This window comes from Corynebacterium sp. (assembly GCF_030532715.1).
In the GTDB taxonomy this organism is placed as follows: domain Bacteria; phylum Actinomycetota; class Actinomycetes; order Mycobacteriales; family Mycobacteriaceae; genus Corynebacterium.
The window spans coordinates 145544-169695 of record NZ_JAUNKO010000005.1; the positions used below are offsets into that span (position 1 = coordinate 145544).

22 protein-coding genes are annotated in these 24152 nt (G+C 61.7%); 13 read left to right on the top strand and 9 right to left on the bottom strand.

Annotated features, from left to right (window positions below):
• Positions 1-3: 3 nt before the first annotated feature.
• From Q4D83_RS09205 to Q4D83_RS09215, 3 genes are all read left to right on the top strand, one after another.
• Positions 4-672, top strand: a complete 669-nt coding sequence (locus Q4D83_RS09205; RefSeq protein ID WP_303174928.1) for a LuxR C-terminal-related transcriptional regulator — start codon at positions 4-6, stop codon at positions 670-672.
• A 1242-nt stretch (positions 673-1914) separates the two neighbouring features.
• Complete coding sequence (locus Q4D83_RS09210) at positions 1915-2142, top strand: AlpA family transcriptional regulator (protein WP_303174930.1); 228 nt, start codon at positions 1915-1917, stop codon at positions 2140-2142.
• Positions 2143-2244: 102 nt separating this feature from the next.
• A complete protein-coding gene (locus Q4D83_RS09215; RefSeq protein WP_303174931.1) occupies positions 2245-2754 on the top strand; it encodes a DUF1707 domain-containing protein in 510 nt (169 codons plus the stop codon).
• Here the strand turns inward: Q4D83_RS09215 and Q4D83_RS09220 are convergent.
• Positions 2751-4382: an ABC-F family ATP-binding cassette domain-containing protein gene (locus Q4D83_RS09220; RefSeq protein WP_303174933.1), complete on the bottom strand. Its 1632-nt coding sequence runs from the start codon at positions 4380-4382 to the stop codon at positions 2751-2753. The genes Q4D83_RS09215 and Q4D83_RS09220 overlap by 4 nt on opposite strands.
• A 198-nt stretch (positions 4383-4580) precedes the next feature.
• Here Q4D83_RS09220 and ald point away from each other — a divergent pair, with 198 nt between their 5' ends.
• Together ald and Q4D83_RS09230 are read left to right on the top strand one after the other, a co-directional pair.
• The gene (ald, locus tag Q4D83_RS09225; RefSeq protein WP_303174936.1) at positions 4581-5657 is read left to right on the top strand and encodes an alanine dehydrogenase; all 1077 of its coding nucleotides are present in this window, start codon (positions 4581-4583) and stop codon (positions 5655-5657) included.
• Positions 5651-6622 (top strand): lycopene cyclase family protein, encoded by a 972-nt coding sequence (locus Q4D83_RS09230; protein WP_303174937.1) that lies wholly within the window; start codon positions 5651-5653, stop codon positions 6620-6622. The genes ald and Q4D83_RS09230 overlap by 7 nt, the downstream gene beginning before the upstream one ends.
• Positions 6623-6649: 27 nt before the next feature.
• Here Q4D83_RS09230 and Q4D83_RS09235 read toward each other — a convergent pair whose 3' ends face one another.
• From Q4D83_RS09235 to Q4D83_RS09265, 7 genes are read right to left on the bottom strand one after another with little or no spacing between them, the layout of a single operon-like run.
• The gene (locus Q4D83_RS09235; protein WP_303174938.1) at positions 6650-7039 is read right to left on the bottom strand and encodes a metal-sulfur cluster assembly factor; all 390 of its coding nucleotides are present in this window, start codon (positions 7037-7039) and stop codon (positions 6650-6652) included.
• Entirely contained in the window at positions 7036-7482 is a 447-nt protein-coding gene (gene sufU, locus Q4D83_RS09240; protein WP_303174939.1) for a Fe-S cluster assembly sulfur transfer protein SufU, read from the bottom strand. The genes Q4D83_RS09235 and sufU overlap by 4 nt, the downstream gene beginning before the upstream one ends.
• Positions 7483-8739, bottom strand: coding sequence for a cysteine desulfurase (locus Q4D83_RS09245; RefSeq protein WP_303174941.1), 1257 nt, complete (start codon positions 8737-8739; stop codon positions 7483-7485).
• Complete coding sequence (sufC, locus tag Q4D83_RS09250; protein WP_303174943.1) at positions 8739-9494, bottom strand: Fe-S cluster assembly ATPase SufC; 756 nt, start codon at positions 9492-9494, stop codon at positions 8739-8741. Before sufC ends, Q4D83_RS09245 begins: the two co-directional genes overlap by 1 nt.
• A gap of 15 nt (positions 9495-9509) precedes the next feature.
• Positions 9510-10682, bottom strand: a complete 1173-nt coding sequence (gene sufD / locus Q4D83_RS09255) for a Fe-S cluster assembly protein SufD (protein WP_303174945.1) — start codon at positions 10680-10682, stop codon at positions 9510-9512.
• Position 10683: 1 nt separating this feature from the next.
• Positions 10684-12120, bottom strand: coding sequence for a Fe-S cluster assembly protein SufB (gene sufB / locus Q4D83_RS09260; RefSeq protein WP_303174947.1), 1437 nt, complete (start codon positions 12118-12120; stop codon positions 10684-10686).
• The gene (locus Q4D83_RS09265; protein WP_303174949.1) at positions 12117-12800 is read right to left on the bottom strand and encodes a metalloregulator ArsR/SmtB family transcription factor; all 684 of its coding nucleotides are present in this window, start codon (positions 12798-12800) and stop codon (positions 12117-12119) included. The genes sufB and Q4D83_RS09265 overlap by 4 nt, the downstream gene beginning before the upstream one ends.
• A 106-nt stretch (positions 12801-12906) precedes the next feature.
• Between Q4D83_RS09265 and mptB the strand changes: the two genes are divergently transcribed.
• The 5 genes from mptB to Q4D83_RS09290 are packed head-to-tail and all read left to right on the top strand — an operon-like array spanning position 12907 to position 18241.
• Positions 12907-14604, top strand: a complete 1698-nt coding sequence (gene mptB / locus Q4D83_RS09270) for a polyprenol phosphomannose-dependent alpha 1,6 mannosyltransferase MptB (RefSeq protein ID WP_303174951.1) — start codon at positions 12907-12909, stop codon at positions 14602-14604.
• A 3-nt stretch (positions 14605-14607) separates the two neighbouring features.
• Entirely contained in the window at positions 14608-15534 is a 927-nt protein-coding gene (locus tag Q4D83_RS09275; RefSeq protein WP_303174953.1) for an ABC transporter ATP-binding protein, read from the top strand.
• Positions 15535-15537: 3 nt separating this feature from the next.
• Positions 15538-16281 (top strand): multidrug ABC transporter permease, encoded by a 744-nt coding sequence (locus tag Q4D83_RS09280; RefSeq protein ID WP_303174954.1) that lies wholly within the window; start codon positions 15538-15540, stop codon positions 16279-16281.
• Between the two features lie 10 nt (positions 16282-16291).
• A complete protein-coding gene (locus Q4D83_RS09285) occupies positions 16292-17260 on the top strand; it encodes a heme A synthase (protein WP_303174956.1) in 969 nt (322 codons plus the stop codon).
• Positions 17261-17281: 21 nt separating this feature from the next.
• Positions 17282-18241, top strand: a complete 960-nt coding sequence (locus Q4D83_RS09290; protein ID WP_303174958.1) for a quinone oxidoreductase — start codon at positions 17282-17284, stop codon at positions 18239-18241.
• 21 nt (positions 18242-18262) lie between these two features.
• On the opposite strand, the gene Q4D83_RS09295 is transcribed toward Q4D83_RS09290, so the two are convergent.
• Complete coding sequence (locus Q4D83_RS09295; protein WP_303174959.1) at positions 18263-19168, bottom strand: heme o synthase; 906 nt, start codon at positions 19166-19168, stop codon at positions 18263-18265.
• Between the two features lie 197 nt (positions 19169-19365).
• Between Q4D83_RS09295 and tkt the strand changes: the two genes are divergently transcribed.
• The 3 genes from tkt to zwf are packed head-to-tail and all read left to right on the top strand — an operon-like array spanning position 19366 to position 24140.
• A complete protein-coding gene (tkt, locus tag Q4D83_RS09300; RefSeq protein WP_303174961.1) occupies positions 19366-21453 on the top strand; it encodes a transketolase in 2088 nt (695 codons plus the stop codon).
• Between the two features lie 38 nt (positions 21454-21491).
• The gene (tal, locus tag Q4D83_RS09305) at positions 21492-22583 is read left to right on the top strand and encodes a transaldolase (RefSeq protein WP_303174963.1); all 1092 of its coding nucleotides are present in this window, start codon (positions 21492-21494) and stop codon (positions 22581-22583) included.
• Positions 22584-22628: 45 nt separating this feature from the next.
• Positions 22629-24140 (top strand): glucose-6-phosphate dehydrogenase, encoded by a 1512-nt coding sequence (zwf, locus tag Q4D83_RS09310; protein ID WP_303175128.1) that lies wholly within the window; start codon positions 22629-22631, stop codon positions 24138-24140.
• The last annotated feature ends 12 nt before the right edge of the window (positions 24141-24152 follow it).

Sequence of the window (24152 nt, forward strand, 5' to 3'; positions counted from 1 at the left end):
TATATGAGCTTTTCAATGATCAGACGAATAGCAGCCATCGACGACCACGCGTTATCTTTGCGCGGCTTAGCTAGTCTTACCTCCGGGGTCGACGATATCCACCTTGTGGCTACCGCCGCTACGGTCGACGAGTTAAAGGAAAAATTACCCGCCGGAGAAATGCTCGATCTCGTGCTGTTGGACCTGCGCCTGTCGGACGGTTCCAAACCGGCCGCGAATGTTGAGGCATTAAAGTCTATCACGCGCCACGTGTTGGTTTTTTCGTCGTTGGAAAGCCCATATTTGGTTCGCGACGCCAGCCACGCGCAGGTGCTGGGGATGATTCCGAAGACTACGGACCCCGAAAAGATCGTCGAGGCGATTCGCTTAGCCGCGGACGGGCACGACGTTCACACCGCGGAATGGGCCTCCGCAATCGACTCCGATCCGCTTCTCGACGCCGTGCAGCTCTCAGACCGTCAGCGTGAAGTACTCGAGCTCTACGGTTCAGGTGAACCAGCGAAACGGGTGGCCAGCCTCACCGGTTTATCGCAAGAAACGGTGAATGATTACCTCACGCGCATCCGTTTGAAATACGCCCTTGCGAACCGTGCGGCGAGCACGAAGATAGAGCTGTATCAACGCGCGCTGGAAGACGGTTGGTTGCCCGGACCCACGGACCCACATTCTTAAAAGCTATTCACGGCCCCTATACGCTGTACACGACTCACATTGTATTGTCGGCTGATTGCCCGAGTGGCCCCAAACGCGATTGAGTTTTCAAACGCGGATACATGAACAAAAACAGAGTTCCAATGACTCAATTCCGGCATCGCGTACCGCTAAGCGTAAGCATTGCCGCCGAGAAAATCTCCATTTGGTAATCGCTTTTTCGACTCCCAGAATTATCATTCTGGGAGTTTTTCTTGCCATCACAACAAACAGCACGATCGCTAGTCGCAATTGTATGCCAATTTACATGCTGTGTACCGGATCGCCGCGCCCCGCGCTACGTTCCTCTACACGATAGCCCTTGTGCGAAACCGGTCGGGAGCGGCATGATTACACCCCCACCCCACCCCTGCGAACGTCCCCGTGGACGGGATGCTGCAAAGAATGCGAACGAAAAAATACACTGCAGATCTGACGATTTTTGAGTACATTGGTATTCCTATACAGCCTTGCATTGGAAACCGAATTACTACAGCCACTCGGAATAGTATCAGCGCACCAAACGGCATTTCGCTATTCTGCCCGCTTGTTCCATACACAACATTCCTGAGTAACCACTTGGAGGTGACGAAGAACCGATAGTTTAGAATCATATTCAGAACAACCGAATAGAGTTACCGGTGTTACCTTCACCGAGGATGTTCGCTTTACATACCCCCGAATTTAGGGGCCTGCCTTCGATGTGTAACTTCAATTACGCTCATAAGGTGAGCAACTTGATGGACGGTTCTAACTTCCAGGCCGAAGATCTCTACCGAGAAAGGCCTTTGGAATGTGTGGGCGTACATGTTGCGAAGGGGCGGCTGACATTATCGGAGTTTGATTGTCACGTATTCACCATCATGAATACGAACACCACGAACCAACGTAACCCAATGGTTGTTGATCCTCCGGATGCGCCCGTACCAGTAGCCACCTTCCCGGTGCCGCGTGACCGAAGTCGGGGTTTGAGCCACCGCGATGGTTGTTGCCGCCCGCCTCTGTGCGGTGATTCTGGTGACTCAGGTGAAGGAATTCTTGCAACCATTTTGACAACACAACATCTTTGCGGTGCGTGATAGTGACTCGCCACATTGTGCAGAAAGGACCATGCACGGTTACGTCTTCAAAATTTTCCGCCTACCTCATAGTGCGCCTCGGTGTCAGCTGCGGCGCGTACCGCGAGACGATCCCACGTCCATCATCGAGGAGATGAGCAGATTCATGAAACTCGCCATTATTGATAAGTCGACGGGGCGCGAGTATTGGACGGCCCACCAATGCGCAAAGTTTCTTGGCATAGCCCGCGACACGTTCACATCGTATGTTTCGCGGGGGCAAGCCCCCGCCGCCGCGGCCCGATTTGAAAACCTACGCGTGTGGGACGCTGAAGCGCTTCAGGAATGGAACGAGAATCGTCCTGGCTCGCCCGTCCCCGGCGCCGGAAAATAGCAACTGGGTCCGCGCGTGGCGTTGGCCACCACGGCCCGTAATTTTAGTGGCTGGATCGATGTACCGAGCAGTCGCACCTAACAAAGGGCTAAAATTGGCACCATGGATGATGCGAAGATCAGGCTGAGCGATCAGGAACGTACCACAGCATTGGAGACGTTGAGTCAGCATCTCGCAGAAGGACGATTATCCATCGCGGAGTTTGATGAACGTAGTGAGGCGATTACGTACGCAATCACCCGGGGTGATCTCGAACCAATTTTTGAAGATTTGCCGGCGGTTACGTCACAGGCTTCCGCCCTTTCCACGATTTCTGCCCAGCAAGATGAATTAGCGGAATTAATGCGCCGTGGGCGACGGTTGAAGTCCATGCAATCCTACTTGTGGTCATCAACAATGATTGCCTTTTTCCTGTTGCTGTTTTTATTCAATGTAGCTTGGTTTTGGGTTGTGTTCCCCATCGCCGGTGTCGCATCCGCTGCCCTGTACAAAGCCGTGGGGCTCTCAGAGGATGAGGCGGAATTGCTCGAATCTTTGGAACACCAACAGCTTGACCAACGCCGCCAGCGCCTCCTTCAGGCAATTGAGAAGCGTAACGAGCTGGAGCCTTAGGCCAGCTCCACCAGCTCCATATAGTCCTCACTCCATAGGTCCTCCACCCCGTCGGGCAGCACGATGACGCGCTCCGGGTTGAGAGCAGTCACCGCACCCGGATCGTGGGTGACCAGCACCACCGCACCGGTGTAGGTGCGCAACGCGTCGAGCACTTGCTCGCGGGACACTGGGTCGAGGTTATTGGTCGGCTCGTCCAACAACAGCACGTTTGCCCGCGAAGACACCAGCGCGGCGAGCGCAAGGCGGGTTTTCTCCCCACCGGACAAGGTGCCCGCTGGCTGCTGCAATTGGTCCCCCGAAAACATGAACGCACCAAGCAGGGATCGAAGATCTTGGTCCCCGGCATCCGGGCAAGCTTCAATGGTGTTTTGCCACACGGTTTTCTCCGGGGAGATGGTGTCATGCTCTTGGGCAAAGTACCCGATTTTCAAGCCGTGTCCGCTGACAACACCGCCTTCCCCATCGGTGCGTTCCACACCGGCAAGAAGTTTCAACAGCGTGGTTTTTCCGGCGCCGTTGAAGCCGAGGATCACCACACGGGAGCCTTTATCAATGGCGAGATCGACGCCCGCAAACACCTCCAACGAACCGTACATTTTGGTCAGCCCGGTTGCCAGCAGCGGGGTTTTGCCACAGGGCGCGGGCTCTGGGAAGGAAATATGGGCCACTTTGTCTGCAACGCGGACGTCATCCAGGGAGCTCAGCAGGCGTTCCGCGCGTGCCGCCATCTGTTTCGCCGCCGCCGCCTTCGTAGCTTTCGCGCCCAAACGGGTAGCTTGCTGTTGCAGCGCAGCGGCCTTCTTTTCCGCGTTGGCTCGTTCTCGCCGCCGCCGCGCCTCGTCCGTGGCGCGGGCATGCAAGTATTTTTTCCAACCCATGTTATATACGTCGGCTTCGCCGCGGACAGCGTCGAGGAACCAAACCTTGTTGCACACGGCGTCGAGAAGCTCCACGTCGTGGGAAATCATCACGAGCCCGCCCTCGTGCTTGGCTAAAAAGCCACGCAGCCAGGCAATGGAGTCAGAGTCGAGGTGGTTGGTGGGCTCGTCCAGCAGCAATGTCACATCAGACTTACCCGACGCGTTGGACGCAACGAACAGGATTTGGGCGAGCTCGACGCGTCGACGTTGCCCGCCGGACAAGGTGTGGAGCGGCTGATCGAGGACGCGCGAGGGCAAACCCAAGGCGTCGCAAATCTGTGCGGCCTCGGAGGCGGCTTCATAGCCGCCCAGCTGATGGTACTGCTCCTCCAACCGCGAGTACTTCCCAATCGCGGCGTTACGTTTGCCCTCCTCGGAGGCAGTTTCCATGATCTCCTGCTGCCGCTCCATGGAGGCCAAAATGCGATCCAAACCCCGCGCGGACAGCACCCTATCTCGCGCGGTTTGTTCGATGTTGCCCTCGCGGGAATCCTGCGGCAGGTACCCCACCGTCCCAGAGCGCACAATCTTCCCACCGTAAGGTTCGCTTTCCCCTGCCAAAATCCGCATGGTGGTGGTTTTTCCGGCGCCATTGCGGCCCACCAGCCCAATCCGGTCGCCGGGCTGCACCCGCAGCTGCTGGCCAGGGGCGTTTAGCAATGTCCGAGCGCCGACGCGAACCTCAAAGTCTTCTGTGACAATCACGAACACATATCCTAGTGGTTCGCGGGCCGGAGAAGCACACGCCCATCGGCGAACGTCGCGATGGTCGCACCGGTGCTGCATGAATTCCCAATGGTCTGGTTTTATAATGAATCCCTGATAAGATTGCTGATTCGCCTGACAGCACCTTCGAACAGCGTTTATGCTGTGTGATCACAAGCAATAATGTGAGGAGCGCTCATGCGTGTAGGTGTGCCAGCAGAAGTGAAAGACCACGAACAGCGGGTCGGTATGACGCCGGAGGGGGTGCACACGCTGTACGAAGCTGGGCACACCGTCATCGTCGAACGCGGAGCAGGCGCGGGGGCAGGGTTTCCCGACGAACTCTACGAGGAAGCCGGCGCGCAGCTCGGCACGGCCGCTGACGCCTGGGCGTGCGAACTCGTAGTCAAAGTGAAGGAACCAACTCCGGACGAATACAAGTTCCTGCACGAAAACCTGACGTTGTTCTGCTACCTGCATCTCGCCGCGGAACCGGAGCTTGCGGAAGCGCTGAAAACCGCCGGGACTACCGCAATCGCGTTCGAAACCGTGACGGGGCCGCAGGGCGGGCTGCCGCTCCTTACCCCGATGAGTGAGATCGCCGGCCGCCTTAGCGTACAAATCGGCGCGCAGCTCCTCACCAACCCTGAGGGCGGGCCGGGTGTCCTGCTCGGCGGCATCTCCGGCGTGGCACCCGTGAATGTCACCGTGATCGGCGGCGGCATCTCCGGCGCACAGGCTGTCGACGTCGCCGTCGGCCTCGGCGCACAGGTGACCGTGCTGGACATCAACACCACCACGCTGCGTCGCTTCATGGAACGCTACAAGGGGCGCGTGCACTGCGTGAGCTCCTCGCCCACCACCATCGCGGAAGCGCTTTCACGCTCCCACATGGTCATCGGCGCGGTCCTAGTACCAGGTGCGCGGGCGCCGCGAGTGGTCACCGCCAAGCACCTTGAAGCCATGCGGCCCGGTTCCGTGTTTGTGGATATTGCGATTGACCAAGGCGGGTGCACGGAAGTTTCGCGGCCGACCAGCCACAGCAATCCCACGTTCCAACACGGCAACGTCACCATGTATTGTGTGACCAACATGCCGGGATCCGCACAGGTCACCGCCACGAAAGCGCTCTCCGCGGAAACTTTGCCGTTTGTGCAACAGCTCGCTAACTTGGGCACTGAGCAAGCACTGGCAGCCAACCCGCATTTGGCGGCTGGCGTGAACATCGCAGGGGGCGAAATCGTGCACGAGGGTGTGCGGCAAGCATTGTGCTAGACCTCATTGTGGTGGGGTTGGGGCCGGCGGGGCTGGCCCTAGCGCACCGCGCCGACCAGCGCGGGCTGCAGGTCGTGGGCGTCGACCCCAACCCAGAGTGGGATCACACCATCGGGGTGTGGGCGGATGAGGTGCCGGAGTGGCTGGATGTGCCGGAACGGGGCCGCTGCCGCCCACGCGTGCGCGCCAACGGTGTGACGCGGGAGCTGGCGCGGGACTATGTGACCGTAGATTCGAAGGCTTTCCGCGCGCGTTACACCACGTTTCCGGTGATCCGGCACAGCGCAACTATCGTCGATGCACACTCTGTACACACCGGCCCCACCAGAGAATTGTTGCAAGCACAACGCGTTGTGGATGCCCGCGGCTGGCAGCACCCCACGGGGCCGGTGCAGCAGGCTGCCGGGTACCTTGCGGACGACGGCGAGGCGTGGTGGATGGATGTCACGGGTGACTTTTTCACCTACAGTATCCCCGTGGGCGATCGCTGGCTTGTTGAAAAAACGCTCCTTATCAGCGAAAATCCCCTCCCCTGGCCCGAATTGGAATGCGAGTATCCGGCGGTGGAGCGCGTCTTGTTCCCCATGCGTGTCCCACGCTACACCGGCCCTGCCATCCCCTTCGGGGTGCGGGCCGGCATGCTCAATCCGATCTCCGGGTACTCTGTCACCACTGCGTGGAACTCCGTCGACGACGTCCTCGACGGCAACTATCCTTGGCAACGCCCGCGCTGGCGCATCGAACAAGCACTCCTGCGGCGTGGCCAACAATTACTGCTCAATGTTGATAACGAACGCTTCTTTGAAGAAGTGTTCCGATTGGACGATGGCACCCTCCGCCAACTCCTCCAACTCGGAAACCTCACCGGCACTGTGCGGGGCATGTGGCCATTGTTCCGCCAAGCCCCCTGGCTCCGCCGCGCCTGCATCCGCGCCATGTTTTCAACGTCAACGCAGAGGCGGTAGCGAGGCGGGCGTGAGCAGCGGATTGGGCTACACGGAAAAGCCTAGGGCGCGGAGTTGGTCGCGGCCGTCTTCCGTAATCATGTGCGGGCCCCACGGTGGAAGCCACACCCAATTGAGCGTCAACTTTGTGGCAATGCCGTTGCCAACGACGGCGGATTGCGCTTGATCTTCCAGCACATCCGTAAGCGGGCAAGCCGGCGAGGTCAAGGTCATGTCCACCACGGCCTCGGTGCCGTTTTCAATCCAAACGTCGTACACCAAGCCTAGGTCCACCACGTTGATGCCAAGCTCAGGGTCGATCACGTCGCGCAGGTACTCCTCAACATCCGAGGCAAGCGCAATATCCGCCTCGGATTGTTCCGGCTTGACGCGAACCTCCGCGTCGTTTTCCACAAAATCTTCCGCCTGGTCACTCATGAATTCTCCATTGCTTCAGCAGTCGCGGCCTGAAATGCTTTCCACCCCAAGAGGGCGCACTTCACGCGGGCTGGGTATTTGGACACGCCGGCAAACGCGATACCGTCACCGATCAAATCCTCATCCCCTTCTTCTTGGCCGCGGCTAGTAATCATCGTTTCAAACGCGGCGAGTTTTTCCAGCGCTTCCGCCACCGAACAGCCAACGATTTCGTCGGCCATCACGGACGTCGACGCCTGACTAATCGAACACCCTTCCGCCTCGTAGGACACGTCTTCGACGGTGGTGCCATCCGCGGAAAGCCGCACTCGAAGTGTGAGCTCGTCACCGCAAGACGTATTCACGTGGTGCACTTCGGCGTCGAAAGGCTCGCGCAAACCGCTGTGCTGCGGGTGGCGGTAGTGATCAAGAATCACTTCCTGGTACATCTGCTCGAGTTTCACTTACACTCCAAAAAATTCTTGCGCTGCACGGATTCCGGCAACCAACCGATCCACCTCGGACCGCGTGTTGTACAAGTAAAACGACGCCCGCGCCGTCGCCCGCGCATCCAAGCTGCGGTGGATAGGCCACGCGCAGTGGTGTCCGACGCGGATGGCCACGCCATGCTCGTCAAGCACTTGGCCAAGGTCGTGCGGGTGAATGCCGTCGACGGTAAAGCTCACCACGCTGCCGCGGTCTGCGGGATCCGTTGGCCCGACAATACGCAGCCCCGAAATCTCTTGCAAACGCTCGATCGCATATTCGGTGAGTTGGTGGTCGTGGTTACGGATGTTCTCCATGCCAACCTCGCGGAGAAAATCCACAGCCGCGCCAAGGCCAACCACTTGACTGGTCATCTGGGTGCCCGCCTCAAAACGCTGCGGCGGGGGCGCGTACGTAGAACCATCCATGGTGACCACCTCGATCATGGAACCGCCGGTAAGAAACGGCGGTAGTTCGCGGAGGATTTCGGCGCGCCCGTACAGCACGCCGACACCAGTGGGACCCAGCATTTTATGCCCGGAAAAGGCGGCGAAATCGACACCCAGTTCGTGGAAGTTTACGGGCATGTGAGGCACGGATTGGCAGGCGTCCAGCACCGTCAAGGCACCGACCTTGCGGGCACGGCGCACCAGCTCAGGGACGTCCGTGATAGCACCGGTAACATTGGACTGGTGTGTGAAGGCAACCACCTTGACGGTGTCGTCGAGTTCGAGCGAATCCAGATCGATACGGCCGTCGGAGGTGGCGGAATACCACCGCAAGGTGGCACCCGTGCGGCGGCAAAGCTCCTGCCAGGGCACCAGATTCGCGTGATGTTCCAGCTCGGTGACTACGACGGTGTCGCCGGCGGAAACGACGTTGGCGCGGGCGTCGCCAAGCGTGTAGGCGACAAGGTTGAGGGCTTCCGTAGCGTTTTTAGTGAACGCTAGTTCGTCCGTGTCGGCGCCGACAAATTCGGCGATGCGACGGCGGGCGGACTCGTACGCGTCGGTGGCTTCCTCCGCCAAGGAGTACGCGCCCCGGTGCACGGGAGCGAACGTCCGCAAAACGAACTCCTCTTCGGCACGCCACACGCGCTCGGGGCGTTGCGACGTCGCGCCCGAATCCAAGTAGGTCAGCTCGGCGCCGCCCCGCACGCTGCGCGAAAGAATGGGAAACTCCGCGCGGATGGCGTCGGTGTTGAGCGAACCGTCAGCATGAACGAAGGTGGTCATCACAGGAAGCGATCGTATCCGTATTCTTCGAGTTCGTCGGCGAGTTCGGGGCCGCCGGAGGTGACGATCTTACCGTCGGCGAACACGTGGACGAAGTCCGGCTTGACGTATTCGAGGATGCGCTTGTAGTGCGTGATCATCAGCACGCCGCCGTTGTCGCGCTCCTTATAGTTATTGATGCCTTTGGATACCACGCGGAGCGCGTCCACATCCAGGCCGGAGTCGGTCTCATCCAACACGGCGAACTTCGGGTGCAGCAGCCCAAGCTGCAGCACCTCGTGGCGCTTCTTCTCGCCGCCGGAGAAGCCCTCGTTCACGCTGCGCTCGGCGAAGGCCTTGTCAATGGCAAGTTCCTCCTGCGCGGCGCGGACTTCCTTGACCCACTCGCGCAGCTTCGGGGCCTCCCCCCGCACGGCGGTAGCGGCGGTGCGCAGGAAGTTGGACATGGAGACGCCGGGCACCTCAACGGGGTACTGCATGGCCAAAAACAGCCCGGCGCGGGCCCGCTCATCAACTTCCATGTCGAGCAGGTTTTCGCCATCAAGCAGCACTTCACCCCCGGTGACCTCGTACTTCGGGTGGCCGGCCAAGGTGTAGGACAAGGTGGACTTGCCGGAGCCGTTGGGGCCCATAATGGCGTGGGTTTCGCCGGACTTGATGGTCAGGTTGACGCCCTTGAGGATCTGCTTCGGCTCGGCGGATTCGTCGGCGGGGCGGACCTGGGCGGAAAGGTTGCGGATTTCCAGAGTGCTCATGAAGTTTTCCTTGGTTTAGAGTTCGATGTTTTCCAGCTCGGTGGCGATGCGGTGTTCCAACTCTTCGCGCACGGCAGGGACGGGGATGCGGTTAATCACCTCGGAGAAGAAACCGCGCACAATCAAGCGGCGGGCCTGGTCTTTGGTAATACCGCGGGAAAGGAGATAGAAAACTTGCTCATCGTCGAAACGGCCGACGGTGGCGGCGTGCCCAGCCCCGGCGATCTCGCCGGTTTCAATCTCCAAGTTCGGCACCGCGTCAGCACGGGCGCCTTCAGTGAGCACTAGGTTACGGTTCGCCTCGTAGGTATCGGTGCCTTGGGCATTGGAGCGGATCAGCACATCGCCGATCCACGCGGTGCGGGCATCCGGCAGGTCACTCGTCGGGTCGCCCTGCAACGCGCCCTTATACAGGACGTTCGAACGGCAATTCGGCACGGCGTGGTCGACGAGGAGGCGCTGTTCAAAGAACTGACCGTCGTCGGCGAAGTACACGCCCAGCAGCTCCGCGTCACCGCCGGGGGCGGTGAACTTCACCTGCGGCACGAGCCGCACCACGCCGCCGCCGAAGCAGGCGACATTGTGGCGGAACACCGCATCACGGCCCAACAGCGCGCGCTCGTTGGCAAGATGCACCGCGTCATCGTTCCAATCCTCGTGCACCACCACCGTGAGGCGGGCATTGTCGCCGACGAGGTATTCGTGGTTGTCCGCGTGCGTGCCGGAACCCACGAAATGCAGGTTCACCATGGCTTCGGCGCCTTCCTCCACGTCAATGACGAGGGCGCCGAAGGAAGTCACATCCGCGCCGCGGCCCGTGACAGTAATGGTGACGGGTTCGGGGTTGCTGGAGCCGCGCCGGAAGTTCACGACCCAACCGCCCTCCATGGAGGTCCACGCTTGCGCGCCGACACGGTCGACGGGGGCTCCAGAGCGGCCGAGGCGGGCGTCGTCACGCGCGACGCGTTCCACGGTAATACCGTCGGCGTTGTCTGGGAGGTCGATGCGAACATCCGGGGTCACCGCCGGCGCAAAGCTGCCGTCGTGCAATCCTCGCAACCGGCGCAGCGGTACGAAACGCCACACCTCGTCGCGGCCCTTCGGCACCTCGAAATCCGCGACGTCGAAGGACGTAAACAGATCGCCCTTATTGTTGTGGTACGTAGCGTTTTTTACAGGGGCGGTCATGCTAGCCCACCGATCCTTCCATCTGCAGCTCAATGAGTCGGTTGAGCTCCAGCGCGTATTCCATGGGCAGTTCTTTCGCAATGGGTTCCACGAAACCGCGGACAATCATGGCCATCGCCTCGTCTTCCGCCACGCCGCGACTCATTAGGTAGAACAATTGGTCTTCCGAAACCTGCGACACGGTCGCCTCGTGGCCGAGCGAAACGTGGTCGTTGCGGATGTCGTTGTACGGGTAGGTATCCGAGCGGGAAATATTATCCACCAGCAACGCATCGCACTCCACGTTCGAGGTGGAATGGTGCGCGGCGGCGTTGATCTGCACCAGCCCGCGGTAGGCCGCACGGCCACCGCCACGCGCCACCGACTTCGACACAATATTCGAGGATGTGTGGGGGGCGAGATGCACCATCTTCGCGCCCGTATCCTGGAACTGCCCCTCCCCCGCAAACGCCACGGAGAGCACCTCGCCCTTCGCGTGCGGGCCGGTCAGCCACACCGCCGGGTACTTCATGGTCACCTTGGAGCCGATGTTGCCATCAACCCACTCCATGGTGGCGCCTTCCTCACACTTCGTGCGCTTGGTCACCAGGTTGTATACGTTGTTCGACCAGTTTTGGATGGTGGTGTAGCGGCACCGGCCGCCCTTTTTCACAATGATCTCCACCACCGCGGAGTGCAGCGAATCCGACTTGTAGATCGGCGCGGTGCAACCCTCCACGTAGTGCACGTACGCGTCCTCGTCCACGATAATCAGGGTGCGCTCAAACTGGCCCATGTTTTCCGTATTAATACGGAAGTACGCCTGCAACGGAATATCCACGTGCACGCCCTTGGGCACGTAAATAAAGGAACCACCGGACCACACCGCGGTGTTCAGCGCGGAAAACTTATTGTCGCCCGCGGGGATAACCGTGCCGAAGTACTCGCGGAACAATTCGGGGTGTTCCTTCAGCGCGGTATCGGTATCGAGGAAGATCACGCCCTTGGATTCCAAGTCCTCGCGGATCTGGTGGTAGACCACCTCGGATTCGTATTGGGCGGCCACGCCCGCGACTAGGCGCTGCTTTTCTGCCTCGGGGATGCCCAGCTTGTCGTAGGTGTTTTTAATGTCCTCGGGCAACTCTTCCCACGTGGTGGCCTGGCGCTCGGTGGAGCGCACAAAGTATTTAATATTGTCGAAGTCAATGCCGCTCAAGTCCGCGCCCCAGGTGGGCATCGGTTTCTTGGTAAAGATATCCAGCGCCTTCAGCCGTGTTTGCAGCATCCATTCCGGCTCGTCTTTCTTGGCGGAAATATCTGCGACCACGGCTTCGTTCAGGCCACGTTTTGCGGCTGCGCCGGCGGCGTCGGAGTCGTGCCAGCCGTAGCTATACGCACCGATGGATTCGATGATTTCTTCATCGGTGCGGACAACAGCCCGGTCAGTTGCCTGAGTCATGTGCCGCTCCTTTCATCAGGAGTGTGTTGTATGGGAGTCAAAGGAATATTGGTGGTACAAATACCGTGGCCGCTGGGAATAGAAGCCAAAGGTTGCACGTGCTGGCCAAGCAATTCTGCAATCACCTGATGCTCCGCCTCACACAGTTCCGGAAATTCGGACGCCACGTGAGCAATCGGGCAATGGTGTTGGCAAATTTGCACGCCGCCCGCCGCGCTGTGCACGGTGGCCGCGTAGCCATGCGCCGCGAACGCCTCCACCAAGGCGCGGGCTGTGTCCTCGATGGATGCCTCGGTCACCGCCGCGGGCGCGATGCCCTCCACGATGGCCGAAATACGTTTGCGGGCGAACTCTCGCACCGCGTCGTCGCCTCCGGTTTCCCTGAGAGCTTCCAAAGCGAGCGTTGCCAGAGCGTCATAACCATGGCCGAATTGTGCTCGGCCTTGATCAGTGAGCCGAAAGGCTTTTGCGGGCCGGCCCCTGCCGCGCTGTTGGTTTCCGCGCGCCGGGGCGACTTCCGCAAGGCCTTCTTCGACCAGGATGTCCAGGTGCCGTCTCACACCAGCGGCCGACAGGCCGAGCTGTTCAGCCAAGTCGGACGCGCTTTCCGGACCGCGCTCAAGCAGGGAAAACATGATTTGCCGGCGGGTATCACCCTCGGCGGAACGAGCTGGTTCCACTGTTGGCACCTCCTTTGAAAACCTCGACGACTACATAGCCGATGCAGTATTTGACAACACTTATGTTCCCTAATTCATTCCATTGGTGCAAGTTCGCTTGCGTAGGATGTCTTATGTGTTCCGATTCTTTCAGTCGCTGATTGCCGAACTTCCGCGGCTTGGCGCCCCTGGATCGCGATCCGCAGCCCTGCATGAGGGACAAGCGCCGCAGGATGTTGAGCTCACCAGATCCCGGGTGATCACGGTAGCCAGCGGCATGGACTTGCTGCCCGTCGGACGCAAAGACGAGCTCACGTTTTCTGAGATCAGCAGGTTTGCGGCGCTGCGCTGGTTAGGCACCATCGGCACCCTCATGTTGGGGTTGGGCGCGCTGGGCGCCGGCGCACTACCTGTCATCGACAACCCCTACGGCGAGTTCCCCGGCGGCTCCATTATGGGCCGCATGCTCCAAACCTCCTCCGTGGTGGTGCTGGTCGGCGTCGGGCTGTTCGTCACCGCCTGGGTGCTCATGGCCCCCTTCGTCGGCATTGGCACAAACCGTCGAATCTCGGTGTCGATGCTGCGCCGCACCTTCGTGGCATGGACCGCACCCTTGCTGTTTACCGCGCCGCTGTTTACCCAGGATATTTACTCCTACCTCGCGCAAGGTTCCATCGTCGCCCAAGGCCTGGACCCCTACTCGGCGGGCCCGGTGGATTTGCTCTCCTCCGACAACGTGCTGGCCCGCTCGGTGCCCTATATTTGGTCCCATTCCCCTTCCCCATATGGCCCCGTCGCCCTCGGGCTGGCCGCCGCGGTGAGTTGGCTCACCCAGGATTCCATTGTGTGGGGGGTGTTGGCGCACCGCGCACTGTCCGTGCTGGGGCTTGTTGCGGTGGGCTGGGCGTTGGTCAAGCTTGCGCGCCGCTGCCACGTCAGCGTGCAGGCGGCGTTGTGGTTGGGGTTGCTCAACCCGCTCACGTTGCTACATTTGGTGGGCGGCATCCATAACGAGGCGATCATGTTGGGCTTTGTCATGGTGGGCCTTGAACTGGGGTTACGCGCCGTGGATTGGATTTCCATCCTGGGGTATTCCCACCGCGCGGCCGGCCTGCTCATTGGCAGCGGGGTGTGTATTTCCTGCGCGGGATTGGTGAAGGTGACGGGCTTTTTGGCGCTTGGATTTATTGGTATGGCGCTCGCCCGGGGTTTGCGGTACCGCACGTGGGGGCACCTGCGGGCAATCGCTACTGCCGCCCTGGCGCAAACGGCCATCCTCATCACGACGGTCGCGGTGGTCACCGTGGTCACCGGCATCGGGCTTGGCTGGATCACGGGCCAGGGCGGGGCCGCGAAGATCCGCAGTTGGATGTCCATTACCACGGATATTGGTATTGGCGCGGGCGCGTTGGGGATGCAGCTCGGGCTTGGCGATCACACCGACTCCATCCTCGTAGTCACCCGCGGCGTGGGGGTGTTGGTCGCCTCGGGGTTCCTCGTGCGCATGTTGTTTGCCACGTACCGCGGCGCGATTCACCCGGTGGGTGGGCTCGGTGTGGCCACCCTGCTGCTGGTGGTGCTGTTTCCGGTGGTGCACCCGTGGTATGTGCTGTGGGCGATTGTGCCGCTCGCGGCCTGGGCGAACCGCAAACTGTTTCGCGCCCCGGCGATGGTGTATTGCTCGCTCATGAGTTTTTTTGTACTCCCGCGGGGGTTGGCCTTGCAGCCGGGCACGGTGGTGTCGATTTATCTCACCTCGTTGCTGTGCTTCCTCGCCGCGTTGGGCCTGTTGTGGTTGTTCCTGCGGCGCCGCGTACACTTGTAAGCCGTGACTTACCACTCCCTCGAGCTGCAAGACGTGGTCAAGACCTTCGGGCCGACAACGGCGGTGAACGGGCTTTCGTTGACCGTTCCGGAAGCGTCGGTGTTTGCGCTGCTGGGGCCGAACGGCGCCGGCAAAACCACCACCATTGAGATGTGTGAGGGCTTTCAAAAGCCCACTTCGGGCAGCATTCGCGTGCTCGGCCTCGATCCGGTGACGCAGACCGATGAGCTGCGACGCCGCGTGGGCATTATGTTGCAGGGCGGCGGGGCGTATCCGGGTATCCGGGTACGGGAGATGTTGCAGCTGGTTGCTTCCTTTAGCCGCAACCCGTTGGATGTGGATTGGTTGTTGGATTTGGTGGGGTTGCAACGCCACGAGAGGACGTCCTACCGGCGGCTTTCCGGCGGCCAGCAGCAGCGGTTGTCGCTCGCGTGTGCGCTTGTGGGCCGACCCGAACTGGTGTTCCTTGATGAGCCGACCGCGGGCCTCGATGCCCAGTCCCGCCTCACGGTGTGGGATCTCATCCGCAGCCTGCGGCGCGACGGCGTCACCGTGGTGCTCACCACGCATTTGATGGACGAGGCGGAGGCGCTGGCGGACCGCGTCATGATCATCGACCGCGGCGTGACCGTCGCCCAAGGCACCACCGCGGAGTTGACGGCCCGCGCGGAACGCACCTCCATCAGCATCGAAACCAATGCCGAACTCGACACCGCGCTTATCGACGCCGCGCTCGCCCCCTTCGGCGCCACCATCACCGCCAACCGGCCGTTGAGCTATCGCGTTGAGGCCGCCGCCACCCCGGCGGTGGTGCACGCGTTGGCGCAATCCGCGGCGGAGCAGCGGGTGCTGATCCATTCGCTTGAGGTGAACCGGCTCAGCCTTGAGGACGTGTTCTTGGACATCACCGGCCGAGAGATGAGGAACTAAAAAATGGAATTCCCCGCTGGCACGTTCCGGCCGGACACCGGGCGCGCCCCCACCGTCAGCATGGTGTTAGCCCAGGCGCGCATCGAATCCATGCTGTTTTTGCGGCACGGCGAGCAGCAGCTACTCAGCTTGGTGATTCCCATGACCATGCTGGTGGCGCTTTCATTGCTGCCGCTCATTGCGGATCCGCTGCCAAAAGTCTTCCCCCTCACCCTTGCAATTTCGGCGATGAGTTCGGGGTTCACCGGGCAGGCGATCGGGGTAGCGTTTGATCGCCGCTACGGCGCCCTGAAACGAGTCGGCGCCTCCGGGGTGCCCGCCTGGACCATCATCAGTGGCAAGATCGTGGCGGTGTTGGCGGTGGTGACTTTGCAAACGCTGCTGCTCACCACCACGGCGCTGCTGCTGGGGTGGTCGGCGCCAGTGACGTCGATACCCGCGGTAGTAATCACACTGGCGTTCGGGGTGGCGGCGTTCGCTTCCCTCGGCCTGCTCGTTGGGGGAACCCTCGGCTCCGAACTGGTGCTGGCGCTGGCAAACCTCCTGTGGTTTATCCTGTTGGGCACCGCCAGTTACGTCATGCTCCGCGGCGGTGGCGGCTTCGAATGGGTGCCCTCGGTCGCCCTTGCGCAGGGGCTTGCGCACGCGCTGGAAGGACACATCCCCACCCTCGAAATTGGGATGCTGGCGTGCTGGTTCGTTGCCGGTGGCCTCGGCGCGTCGCGTTTCTTCCGGTTCACGGCTTAAGATAACCACTGTGACTGCACCGAACCCCCCACGCTTGCTGCTGCTGAAAACGCAGCGCTTGTTAGCCATTCTCCTGCTCATCGCACAGGCCGGTATCACCGTCACCGGTTCGATCGTTCGTGTGACCGGCTCCGGGTTGGGTTGCCCCACGTGGCCAACCTGCCACGAAGGCTCCCTCGTCCCCGTGGCGGGGGCCGCGCCAGCGATCCACCAGGCCATCGAGTTTGGCAACCGGCTGCTCACCTTCGTCCTCGTCGCGCTCGCGCTGGCCCTGTTTCTGTCGGTGTTTTTTGCCAAACGGCGCAAAGAGGTAGTCAACCACGCGTTCATCCAAGGTTTGGGCATTATCGTCCAAGCCGTCATCGGCGGGCTGTCCGTGCTCCTTGACCTGCAATGGTGGGCGGTTGCACTGCACTTTTTGCCGTCGATGTTGTTGGTGTGGCTGGCCGCAATCCTGGTAGTACGCGTGTCCGAACCGGATGAGGGTGCGGTGATCCCGCTCTACCCCGCACCGCTGCGATGGCTGGCCGCCGGCTCCGGCGCCGCGCTCGCGGTGGTGCTGGCCACCGGCACGATGGTTACCGGCGCGGGCCCCCACTCCGGCGACGAGGGAGTGGGTATGGACGGCCGCCTCCAGGTAGACATCGCGGAAATCGCACATTTGCACGCGCATTCGATGTACCTGTACTTGGGTTTAACCATTGGCTTGGTGGTGGCACTGATCACCGTCGCCGCGGATAAACGCGCGTTGCGGATCGGGTTGTTGCTCATCGGTTTTATCGTGGTGCAGGCTGCAATCGGCATTATCCAATACAACTGGGGTGTGCCACGGTGGACGGTGCCCGTGCACGTAGGCCTCTCCGGGGTGGTGTGCGCGTTTACCGGCATGCTGTACGCGCGCCATCAGACCCGCACCCCGATGGATACGCTCACAGGTTCCCCCGCCGGTGACGCCCGAATCAAAGCGCCGTCCGTGTAACTCCAACTACCATGGGCAGGTATGCGAGCCATACATGTAGCCCAAACCGGCGGACCGGACGTTTTGCAGCTTGTGGAGGTCCCCGCCCCCACCCCGCAAGACGACGAAGTCCTCGTCGAAGTTCACGTCGCGGGTGTCAACTACATTGACACCTATTATCGGGAAGGCATTTACCACGCCGCCACCCCCTTTATCCCAGGGTTGGAGGGAACCGGCCGCGTCCTCGCGGACCCCCGCGGCGAGATTTCCCCCGGCACGCTCGTCGCTTGGTGCGACGGATTCGGCTCCTACGCCGAACAAGTTTGCGTTCCGCGAGATCGCATCGTGGCGGTCCCGCAAGGCATTAGCCCGGCGGAGGCGGCCTCCATGCTGCTGCAAGGTATTACCGCCCACTACCTCACCAACGGGGTGGCCGAACTCAAGGCCGGGGACACGTGCCTGATTACCGCCGGCGCGGGCGGAGTGGGGCTCATGGCCACCCAAATGGCGGCGTCCCAGGGCGCGCGCGTGTACAGCGTGGTGTCCTCCGACGAAAAGGAAGCCGCGGCGCGCGCTGCGGGCGCCTACGAGGTGTTCCGTTATTCCGATAACCTGGCCGAACAAGTGCGCCGCCACAACGGTGGCATAGGCGTCGACGTTGTGTATGACGGCGTTGGCAAGGCCACGTTTATGGAATCACTGGAGGCCGTCCGCCCCCGCGGAATCGTATGCTTGTTCGGCGCAGCGTCGGGGCCGGTCGAGCCGTTCGACCCCCAACTTTTGAACACCCACGGTTCCATCTTCCTCACCCGCCCCTCCATCGGCGCGTGGACCGCACAGGAAGGCGAATTTGCAAAGCGGGCCCAAGCCGTCACCCAGGCGGTGCTGGACGGCACCCTCACCATCACCATCGGCGGCACCTACCCGCTTGCCGACGCCGCCCAAGCCCACCGCGACCTAGAAGCCCGCCGCACCATGGGCTCCATCGTCCTCGAAATCTAACCCGGCTACCCAAGCCGCGAGTTAGAGCAGCTGCGCCATGGTGTCTAGGCCCAGCACGGCGTCCACAGAGAGGGCGACAAACACCAGCGAAAGGTAGTTGTTGGACAGGAAGAACAACCGCATCGGCTTGACTTCCGCACCATCCTTCACCGCCAAATGCAGGCGAATCGCGGCGATCAAAAACCACAATCCAGCCCCCACCGCAGCCACGGCGTACACCCAACCTGCGGCGGGGATCAGCGCAAACGTGGCCGCCACAGTGGCCAGCGTGTACCACACAATCTGGGCCGTCACCTGCGCGGGTTTCCGCACCACCGGCATCATGGGCACGCCGGCGGCCTCATAATCCTCCCGGTAGCGCATGGCCAACGCCCAGGTGTGCGGGGGCGTCCAGAAGAAGATCACCAAAAACAACACAATGGCCTGCCACCATTGACCTGGCACATCCGCATTATCGGTGATCACCGCCCAGCCGACCATGACTGGCATACACCCGGCGGCGCCGCCCCACACCACATTTTGCGGGGTGCTCCGCTTCAACCACTTTGTGTAAATGAAAATGTAAAACGCGATGGTTGCCATTACAAACAGCGCCGCCAGCAACGAATTACAGAGCAGCCACAGCCACAAAAAGCTCACCACAGTAAGCGTCCAAGCGAATACGGTGGCCTGCCGATCCGAAACGGTTTTCTTGGCCAAGGGGCGGCGCTCCGTGCGCTTCATCACCTTGTCAATATCGGAATCGGCCACCATGTTGAACGTGTTTGCGGCGGCAGCCCCCATCCAGCCGCCGATGAGCGTTAACAGGATTAACCCAATCTGGTTTTCGCCGCGATCTGCCTGCAGCATCGCTGGAATCGTGGCCACCAGCAGGAGTTCAATAACCCTTGGTTTCGTCAGCGCGATGTAGGCCTTGATCGTCTCCAAGGGTTTTCCTCCAGCACAGTTTTTCAAGTAAGGGAATTCGTATCAAGAATACGCAACTAGGCCATGGTATCCCTCACAAGGTGGTTCACCCAATCGGGCACCATTCGAATAATCGCACTAGAATTGTGACGGACGTACGCCACAGGCAGGCTGCGCACCAACCATATTTTCTATTACCAGAAGCAAGGATGGCCACCGTGACTCTGTCGCCCGAACTCAAGGCCCTGACCACTCGCAGCTACCCAGGCGATTGGGATGAGCTTGATACCCTCGCCGTGGATACCGCCCGTATCCTCGCCGCCGACGCCGTGCAAAAGTGCGGTTCCGGCCACCCCGGCACCGCAATGAGCTTGGCCCCACTGGCCTACACGCTGTTCCAGCGCGTCATGAACCTAGACCCCACCGACCCCAGGTGGGCTGGGCGCGACCGGTTCGTATTGTCCTGCGGCCACTCCTCGCTCACGCAGTACATTCAGCTGTACTACGGCGGCTTCGGGTTGGAAATGGATGACCTCAAGGCGCTCCGCACGTGGGGTGCGAAAACCCCCGGCCACCCCGAGTATGGGCACACCGACGGTGTGGAAATCACCACCGGCCCCCTAGGTCAGGGCCTCGCCTCCGCCGTGGGCATGGCCATGGCCTCCCGCCGCGAGCGTGGCCTGTTCGACCCCACCGCCCCGGCCGGCGAATCCCCATTCGACCACTACATTTATGTGATCGCCTCGGACGGTGACCTGCAGGAAGGCGTCACGGCGGAAGCCTGCTCCCTGGCCGGTACTCAGCAACTGGGCAACCTGATCGTGTTCTGGGACGACAACCGCATCTCCATCGAGGAAGACACGGCCATCGCGTTTACCGAGGATGTGTGCGCACGCTACCGCGCCTACGGCTGGCAGGTCTTGGAAATCGAAGGCGGCGAAAACGTCACCGCGATCGAGGAGGCGGTGGCCGCGGCCAAGGCGGACCCGCGGCCTACCTTTATTCGACTGCGCACCATTATCGGCTTCCCGGCGCCGAGCATGATGAACACCGGCAGCGTACACGGCGCCGCCCTCGGGGCTGCGGAAGTCGCCGCCACCAAACGCGAACTGGGCTTCGATCCCGAGGTGGACTTCCCCATGACGGACGAACTCATTGCGCACACGCGCAAGCTAACGGAACGCGGCGCGGATAAGCACGCCGTGTGGCAGCAAAAGTTCGACGCGTGGGCGCAGGCCAACCCCGAGCGCAAGGCACTATTCGAGCGGCTTGCGGCGCGCGAACTGCCCGCAGGATTCGCGGACGAGCTTCCCACCTGGGACGCCGGTGAATCCGTGGCCACCCGAAAGGCTTCCGAAGCCACCCTGCAGGCGCTGGCGGCCACCATGCCGGAACTGTGGGGCGGTTCCGCGGACCTTGCAGGTTCGAACAACACTGTGATCAAAGGCTCCCCCTCGTTTGGCCCCGAAGACATCACCACAGCCACGTGGACGGCGGAACCATACGGCCGCAACCTGCACTTTGGCATCCGGGAGCACGCCATGGGTGCGATCATGAACGGCATCGCCCTGCACGGCGGCACCCGCGTTTACGGCGGCACGTTCCTCATTTTCTCCGACTACATGCGCCCCGCGGTGCGGCTGGCCGCACTTATGGGCACGGACGCGTACTACGTGTGGACACACGACTCCATTGGCCTGGGCGAGGACGGCCCGACGCACCAGCCGGTGGAACAGCTGGCCACGCTGCGCGCCATCCCCGAAATGTCCATGCTGCGCCCCGCGGACGCCAACGAAACCGCCGCCGCGTGGAAGGCCGCCTTGGAATACCCTGCCGGGCCGAAAGGCCTTGCGCTTACCCGACAAAATGTTCCCGTGCTTGAGGGCACGAAGGAACGTGCCGCAGCAGGGGTAGCTCGCGGCGGGTACGTGCTCGTCGAGGGCGCCGAAACCCCGGATGTGATCCTCATGGCCACCGGCTCCGAGGTGCAGCTTGCGGTGGCGGCGGCCGCCGAACTCGCCGCCGACGGGGTGGCGGCGCGTGTGGTGTCCATGCCGTGCCTGGACTGGTTCTTGGAGCAGGACCAGGCCTACATCGATTCCGTGCTGCCGCCGCAGGTTGCCGCGCGGGTGTCCGTGGAGGCGGGCATTGCCATGCCGTGGTACCGCCTGCTGGGTACTGCTGGCCGGCCGGTGTCGCTGGAGCATTTCGGCGCGTCCGCACCGTACCAGAAGCTTTATGACGAATTCGGTATTACCGTGGATGCTGTTGTCGCTGCTGCGCGCGACTCGATCGCAGCAGTGTAACCGCACACCAGGCAACCCCTACCAGGAAGAGTAACGCTATGAACCACCTCGAGAAGCTGCGCGAATTGGGCACTTCGTGCTGGTTGGACGATTTGTCACGCGACCGGCTGGACTCTGGGAATTTGGAGGAGCTGATTCGCACCAAGGCGATTGTCGGCGTGACCACCAATCCGGCGATTTTCGCGGCGGCGATGACGCAAGGCACCGCCTACGACGAGCAAATCGCCCACCTGCGTGCCGACGGCGCGAAAGCGGAACGCGCCGTGTACGCCATGGCGATCGAGGACGTCCGCCGTGCCTGCGACATCTTCATGGATATCTACGAAGCCTCCGGCGGCAGCGATGGCCGAGTATCCATCGAGGTGGATCCGCGAATCGCCGCGGACCGGGACGCTACGGTAGCCCAGGCGCGGCAACTGTGGGAACGCGTGGACCGCCCCAACGTGATGATTAAGATCCCGGCCACGCCGGAATCGCTGCAGGCGGTCACCGACGTTACCGCCGAAGGCATCAGCGTGAATGTGACGTTGATTTTCTCGGTGAGCCGCTACCGCGAGGTGGTTGCCGCCTACCTTGAGGGGCTCACCCGCGCCGCCGAAAACGGCGTCGATATTTCAAAGATTCATTCGGTGGCCTCGTTCTTTGTGTCGCGGCTGGATACGGAAGTGGATCGCCGCCTCGAGGACATTGGCACCCCGGAAGCCTTGGCGTTGCGCGGCAAGGCCGGTGTGGCAAACGCGCAGCTGGCGTACCAAGCCTTCACCGAGCTTTTCGACGACGCGCCGGGCAACGTCCAGCGCCCCCTGTGGGCCTCCACCGGGGTGAAGAACCCGGACTATCCCGCCACCCTGTACGTGACGGAGCTGGCTGGCCCGAACACGGTGAACACCATGCCGGAAGCCACCATTGACGCGGTGCTCGCCGCGGGCGGCCTCCACGGCGACACGCTGACCGGCGCCGGCGAGCGCGCCCAGCAGGTGCTCAAAGACTTGGACACCGTCGGCGTAGACCTCGCCGATGTGTTCGAGGTCCTGGAGCGTGAAGGCGTGGAAAAGTTTGTGGCAAGCTGGACCGAATTGCTGGACTCCATGACCAGCCGCCTCGCCGACGAGCGCAACCTACCACGCTAACGAACAGTTCTAAGAGAGAGTTACGTGACACACGCACACTTCGGCATGCCGGATAACCCGCTCCGCGATAGCACCGACAAGCGGCTCCCGCGCATCGCCGGGCCGTCCGGGATGGTCATCTTCGGCGTCACCGGCGACCTGGCCCGCAAAAAACTCCTGCCCGCCATCTACGACCTTGCAAACCGCGGCCTGCTTCCGCCGGGATTCGCACTGGTTGGCTACGGGCGGCGGGACTGGTCCAAAGCTGAATTCCAAGACTATGTGCGCGCCGCCGTCACCGCCGGCGCCCGCACGGAATTCCGCGAGCACGTGTGGGATCGGCTTGCCGAAGGCATGGAGTTTGTCACCGGAACCTTCGACCGCGACGCCGACTTCGATGCCCTGGCGGACACTCTCGCCGGCATCCAAGCGGCGGCCGGAAACTGGGCCTACTACCTTTCCGTACCCCCCGACTTCTTCGCCGACGTGTGCCACCAATTGCAACGCTCCGGGCTGGCTCAAGGCCCGGACGGCACGTGGCGCCGCGTGATCATTGAAAAACCATTCGGGCACGACCTGGAGTCTGCACGGCACCTCAACCACATTGTGAATTCGGTGTTCCCGGAATCCTCGGTGTTCCGCATCGACCACTACCTTGGCAAAGAAACCGTGCAAAACATCATGGCCTTACGCTTTGCCAACCAATTGTTCGACCCGCTGTGGAATGCGCACTACATCGACCACGTGCAAATCACCATGGCGGAAGACATCGGCCTGGGCGGCCGCGCCGGCTACTACGACGGCATCGGCGCCGCCCGCGACGTGATCCAAAACCACCTGCTGCAATTGCTGGCGCTGGTGGCCATGGAAGAACCCATCGCCTTTACCCCCCACGAGCTTCAGGCCGAGAAGGTCAAGGTACTGCGCGCCACCTCCCCAATGTATCCGCTGGCGAAAACCACCGCCCGCGGCCAATACACCGCCGGCTGGCAAGGCAGCGAAAAGGTTCGCGGCCTGCGGGAAGAAGACGGCTTTGATGAAAACTCCGAAACGGAAACCTTCGCCGCCTGCACCCTCCAAATCAATTCGCGCCGCTGGGCGGGTGTGCCGTTCTACCTCCGCACCGGCAAACGCCTCGGCCGCCGCGTCACGGAAATCGCGTTGGTGTTCAAACCCGCCCCGCACCTGCCATTCGAAGACGGCATGACCGCCGCACTCGGCCCCAACGCCGTGGTGATCCGTGTGCAGCCAGACGAGGGCGTACTCATGCGCTTCGGCTCCAAAGTGCCCGGATCCACCATGGAAGTCCGCGACGTAAACATGGACTTCTCCTACTCCGAATCCTTCACCGAGGAATCCCCCGAAGCCTACGAACGCCTCATCCTCGACGCGCTCCTCGATGAATCCAGCCTGTTCCCCACCAACGAGGAAGTGGAACTCAGCTGGAAAATCTTGGACCCCATCCTGGAATACTGGGCCGCCCACGGCCGCCCCGACGACTACGCCGCGGGCACCTGGGGCCCCGAAAGCGCGGAGCGTATGCTGGCCCGCAACGACCGCACGTGGCGCCGCCCGTAACACTTGTTTGAA

Bases quoted from the DNA above. Each gene is read 5' to 3' on its own strand.
- Q4D83_RS09205 (WP_303174928.1), top strand. From the start codon at position 4: ATGAGCTTTTCAATGATCAGACGAATAGCAGCCATCGACGACCACGCG.
- Q4D83_RS09210 (WP_303174930.1), top strand. From the start codon at position 1,915: ATGAAACTCGCCATTATTGATAAGTCGACGGGGCGCGAGTATTGGACG.
- Q4D83_RS09215 (WP_303174931.1), top strand. From the start codon at position 2,245: ATGGATGATGCGAAGATCAGGCTGAGCGATCAGGAACGTACCACAGCA.
- ald (WP_303174936.1), top strand. From the start codon at position 4,581: ATGCGTGTAGGTGTGCCAGCAGAAGTGAAAGACCACGAACAGCGGGTC.
- Q4D83_RS09235 (WP_303174938.1), bottom strand. From the start codon at position 7,039: ATGAGTGACCAGGCGGAAGATTTTGTGGAAAACGACGCGGAGGTTCGC.
- Q4D83_RS09245 (WP_303174941.1), bottom strand. From the start codon at position 8,739: ATGACCACCTTCGTTCATGCTGACGGTTCGCTCAACACCGACGCCATC.
- sufC (WP_303174943.1), bottom strand. From the start codon at position 9,494: ATGAGCACTCTGGAAATCCGCAACCTTTCCGCCCAGGTCCGCCCCGCC.
- sufD (WP_303174945.1), bottom strand. From the start codon at position 10,682: ATGACCGCCCCTGTAAAAAACGCTACGTACCACAACAATAAGGGCGAT.
- sufB (WP_303174947.1), bottom strand. From the start codon at position 12,120: ATGACTCAGGCAACTGACCGGGCTGTTGTCCGCACCGATGAAGAAATC.
- mptB (WP_303174951.1), top strand. From the start codon at position 12,907: ATGTCTTATGTGTTCCGATTCTTTCAGTCGCTGATTGCCGAACTTCCG.
- Q4D83_RS09280 (WP_303174954.1), top strand. From the start codon at position 15,538: ATGGAATTCCCCGCTGGCACGTTCCGGCCGGACACCGGGCGCGCCCCC.
- Q4D83_RS09290 (WP_303174958.1), top strand. From the start codon at position 17,282: ATGCGAGCCATACATGTAGCCCAAACCGGCGGACCGGACGTTTTGCAG.
- tal (WP_303174963.1), top strand. From the start codon at position 21,492: ATGAACCACCTCGAGAAGCTGCGCGAATTGGGCACTTCGTGCTGGTTG.
- zwf (WP_303175128.1), top strand. From the start codon at position 22,629: ATGCCGGATAACCCGCTCCGCGATAGCACCGACAAGCGGCTCCCGCGC.